General features: G+C 66.7%; 5 protein-coding genes. 2 read left to right on the top strand and 3 right to left on the bottom strand.

Annotated elements, in window-relative coordinates; genetic code table 11:
* Positions 1–388, top strand: a 388-nt coding sequence (gene rimI, locus G3N97_RS37035; protein WP_205997728.1) for a ribosomal protein S18-alanine N-acetyltransferase, incomplete at its 5' end; no start/stop codon positions are given.
* A gap of 300 nt (positions 389–688) precedes the next feature.
* Complete coding sequence (locus tag G3N97_RS37030) at positions 689–847, top strand: hypothetical protein (protein ID WP_205997727.1); 159 nt, start codon at positions 689–691, stop codon at positions 845–847.
* Positions 848–873: 26 nt separating this feature from the next.
* Here the strand turns inward: G3N97_RS37030 and bcsA are convergent, their stop codons facing one another.
* The 3 genes from bcsA to G3N97_RS37015 form a co-directional block, all read right to left on the bottom strand.
* Positions 874–3,084 carry a UDP-forming cellulose synthase catalytic subunit gene (gene bcsA / locus G3N97_RS37025; RefSeq protein ID WP_205997726.1) on the bottom strand — a complete coding sequence of 737 codons (2,211 nt, stop codon included), beginning with the start codon at positions 3,082–3,084 and terminating at the stop codon, positions 874–876.
* Positions 3,081–3,872: a cellulose biosynthesis protein BcsQ gene (gene bcsQ / locus G3N97_RS37020; RefSeq protein WP_205997725.1), complete on the bottom strand. Its 792-nt coding sequence runs from the start codon at positions 3,870–3,872 to the stop codon at positions 3,081–3,083. Before bcsQ ends, bcsA begins: the two co-directional genes overlap by 4 nt.
* Positions 3,869–4,149: hypothetical protein (locus G3N97_RS37015; RefSeq protein WP_205997724.1), on the bottom strand; the 281-nt coding region annotated here is incomplete at its 5' end. The genes bcsQ and G3N97_RS37015, both read right to left, overlap by 4 nt.

The raw sequence follows: 4,149 nt of genomic DNA, 5'->3' as shown, positions 1-4,149 counted from the left end.
GGGCAATTTCGAGGATTCGCTGCGCAACGGCTACTACGGCATTTGCATGCGTCATGTGACCGGCACGCTGATCGGCTATTGCGTGCTGATGCCGGTGGTCGACGAGATGCATCTGCTCAATCTGTGCGTCGCGCCGGCGGCGCAGGGCGCGGGCGCCGGGCTCGCGCTGCTGCGCGAAGGCGTGCGGATGTCGCGCGCGCAGGGGCTCGAAGGCCTGCTGCTCGAAGTGCGGCCGTCGAATCATCGGGCGATCCGGCTGTACGAGCAGTTTGGTTTCGTGACTGTCGGGCGTCGCAAGAACTACTATCCGGCTCGTCACCACACGCGCGAGGACGCGATGGTGATGCGTCTGACTTTTGCAGAGGAGGGCGCGGATGGCGCTCGATGAATACGCGCTCGAGGAGCTGGGACTCGCGCCGCGCTGGGTGCGCAAGGGTGCGGCGGCGGTCGTGGAAAGCGTGGCGGCAGAGGCCGTTAGCGTCGGCACTGCCGTTGCCAGCCATGTGACCGAGGTCGCGCCGTCGGCGGCGCTGTGGTTCGCGCCCGGCAGCGGCGGCGGCGCGTCGCTCGGCGTGGAGGATTTCGCGGCGGCATTCGCTGCATTCGCTGCGTTCGTTGCATTCGCCGCGGTATTGGCCGATGCCGCCATCGCCATCGGCGCGAACGTCATGAACGGCGCGGCGCACAGTTGCACGGCGAGACCGCAGACGAGCGCGCGCGCGAGGCGCGGCAAACGCTGCGCGCCGGTTTCCGGCATCGCGTCGAAGTCCTGCGCGCGCTGCCCGTCGATTCGAGGCGCCGCGAGACGCGCGCTCCCCTGCTCGCCCGAACGCGCGTGCGGGCGTGACAAACCGCTCCCTTTCTTCATGTGTCTTAGCTGTCTTGTTGTCCGGTCCGCTTGCCGCCGCGCTTTCCCCAGGCGCGCAAGTCCGCGTATAGATGCTGGAAGAGGCCGCCGATGCCGCCCAGGCCCGCTCCCAGCACGTTCGAGAGCGCGCGCAGCGGAGCATCGGCCTGACGGCCCTCGGCCCAGCCGGTCCACGCATCGGCGCGCGAAAAGGTCGTCTTCACGAAATCGAATTCCTGCGCCTTCGTCATTTCGAGGAACTGCAGGCCGGCGCGCCCCGGCGCCGAAAAGCTCACGGTCGCGCGAAACGCGTATTCCTCGTCGCCGCGAAACAGCGACACCGTCACCGTTTCATGCAGCGGAATCGCAATGTTCTGCGGCAGCGCCACGCCCACGCCGCCCTCGGAGTAATCGAGCGTCTCGCACGCGAGCGTGCGGCCCGTGCCGAAACGCAGCATCACCGGCATCTTCATGGCCACGCGGTGCACCGCGCGCACCTGCTTGTGCTCGTTGGCTGCGGCCACGCTCGCGCCGAGAATCAGCATGTTGTAGGCCGTCCACGCGAGGTTCAGCAGCGTCGTGTTGACCACGCTCTTCACGTGCCAGTACGCGTGGATATGCCAGAGCCCGACCAGGAAGCCGATCAGGTTCAGCATCAGCAGAATCAGATACGGCCGCGAGATCGCCCAGTCGAAATAGTTCTCGGCGATCTTGCCGCCCTTCGCCGTCACGTTGAACTTGCCGAGCTTCGGGTTGATCAGCGCGAGCAGCGTCGGCGCGGTGATGTACGACGCGAGCACCGACTCGTAGACCTCCGCCCAGAACGAATGGCGGAACTGGCTCTGCATGCGCGAGTTCGTGACGTTCGCATGGAACATGTGCGGCAGCGCGAACAGCGCGATGGTCGCAGCCGAGGCCTGGATCACGTGCGCGCCGAAGAACAGGAACGAGAGCGGCGCGGTGAGGAACACGAGACGCGGGATGCCGTAGAAGAAGTGCATCATCGCGTTCAGATAGCACAGGCGCTGGCCGAACGAGAGGCCCTTGCCCATCAGCGGATTGTCGACACGGAAAATCTGCGTCATGCCGCGCGCCCAGCGAATGCGCTGGCCGATGTGGCCCGAGAGACTTTCGGTCGCGAGACCGGCGGCCTGCGGAATCGCCAGATACGCCGTGGTGTAGCCGAGCCGATGCAGCTTGAGCGCGGTATGCGCGTCCTCGGTCACGGTTTCCACGGCAATGCCGCCGATCTCTTCGACCATCGAGCGGCGCAGCAGCGCGCACGAACCGCAGAAGAACGTGGCGTTCCAGAGATCGTTGCCGTCCTGCACGAGGCCGTAGAACAGCTCGCCTTCGTTCGGCACCTTGCGGAAGGTGCCAAGATTGCGCTCGAACGGATCGGCGGAAAAGAAGTGGTGCGGCGTTTGCAGCATCGACAGCTTCTTGTCGCGCAGAAACCAGCCGAGACAGACCTGCAGAAACGAACGCGTGGGAATGTGATCGCAGTCGAAGATCGCGAAGTATTCGCCGTCGGTGATCTTGAGCGCTTCGTTGATGTTGCCCGCCTTGGCGTGGCGGTTGTGCGCGCGGATCGTCCAGTTCACGCCCACTTCCTCGCAGAAGGCCTTGAAGTCGGGACGGCGGCCGTCGTCGAGCACGTGGATCGAAAGCTTGTCGGACGGATAGTCGAGCGCGAGCGCCGCGTAGATCGTGGGCTTCACGACCGAGAGCGGCTCGTTGTAGGTCGGAATGAAGATGTCGACGGTCGGCCAGTCGGCGCGCGAGGCGGGCAGCGGCACCGGCTTGCGCTTGAGCGGCCAGGCGGTCTGGAAGTAGCCGAGCATCAGCACGAGCGCGGCGTAGACTTCGGCGGACACCAGCAGCAGGCCCCAGACGGCGTCGAGCGGGCGCGTCCAGTACGTGGTTTCCGTGAGACGCCAGTACATGTAGCGGCCCGAGGCGATCACCGAGAGCATGATCATCACGAGCGTGGCGTAGTGGCCCGCGAAACGCCGGAAAAACAGCGCGCAGACGAAGCAGCAGATCGCGAAGATCAGTTGCTCGCGGTCGGGCAGCGGCACGGTGAAGACGAAAAACAGCGCGCACAGCGAGAACACCGTGAGGAGCGCCATCACGGGCAGGCTGCCCCAGACGCGCGCGTCGGCGAAACGTTCGAGGCGCGAGGTGCCTTTGCCGCCGTCTTCCTGCGCGCCGGGGCCCGACTGTACCGTGCTCATGCCACGCTCCTGCGCGACGTCGCGCCGTCCGACTCCAGCGCGTTCAACAGCCATGCGCCGAACGCGCGCATGTCGGCGGCGGCCTGGCACAGCGGGTCGTAGCGCACGACCGTGGTGTTGCAGGCGAGCGATTCGCTGACGCCCTCGTCGTCGTGCACGACGCCCGGAAACATGTGGTCGCCGAGCATGTCGCGCAGCACGCGCAACACGTCCTTGTTGAGCTGGCGCGACTGGTCGATCTGATTCACCACGTAGCCCTCGCCGCGAAACTCGGGGCGCGGCGCGGCGTAGGCGTCGATCATGCGTTGCATCTGCGGGATGGCGGCGTACGAGGCGGCGTCCGCGAGCACCACGTTGACCGCGAAATGCGCGGCGGTGAGCGCGGCGCGCGTGTACGCGGACGAGCCCGGCGGCGTGTCGATCACGACGATGTCCGGTTCGTCGAGACGCAGCGACTCCAGGCCGCGCAGCAGCCATTGCGGGTTTTCGTCGAGATGGCGTTCGAACAGATGCTGTTCTTCTTCGATCAGCGCGCCGAACGCGAGCACCACCACGCCGTCGCTGCCGTCGACCATCGCGCTCTGCCAGGGCGCGCCCGTGAGCGCCGCGCGCGACAGGCCGTCGACGCTGTCGAGCGGCACGCCGAAATACAGGCGCAGCGAATTTTGCGGGTCGAGATCGACCGCCACCACATGGCGGCCCTGCGCCGCGAGCACCGAGGCGAGATTCGCCGCGACGGTCGTCTTGCCGACGCCGCCTTTCGCCGACACCACACTCACCACTTTCATGGCCCGCTCACTCCCTTGAGAAACCACGGACGGCGCGGCGCGGCTTCACTGCTGCCATCACGGTTGCCGGTGTTGCTGTTTTTACTGATGTTACCGACATCGCCGACGTTGCCGCCCCGCAGCCGGTCGAACAGATTGTTCAGGCGTGCGGGCGGGGCGTCGGGGGCCGGTGCGTGCGGACGCGCGCCACCCTCGCCCGCGCCGACGCGGCCGAAGAGTTTCTTCAGCGGCGTGGCGTTGACGGCGGCGGGCGCATCGATCGCACCCCGCGCGGCGA

Origin of the sequence: Paraburkholderia sp. Ac-20347 (assembly GCF_017104805.1) — a bacterium.
In the GTDB taxonomy this organism is placed as follows: domain Bacteria; phylum Pseudomonadota; class Gammaproteobacteria; order Burkholderiales; family Burkholderiaceae; genus Paraburkholderia; species Paraburkholderia tropica.
The sequence above is the reverse complement of the archived record's forward strand: the minus strand, read 5'-3'. Positions and strand labels throughout refer to the sequence as shown.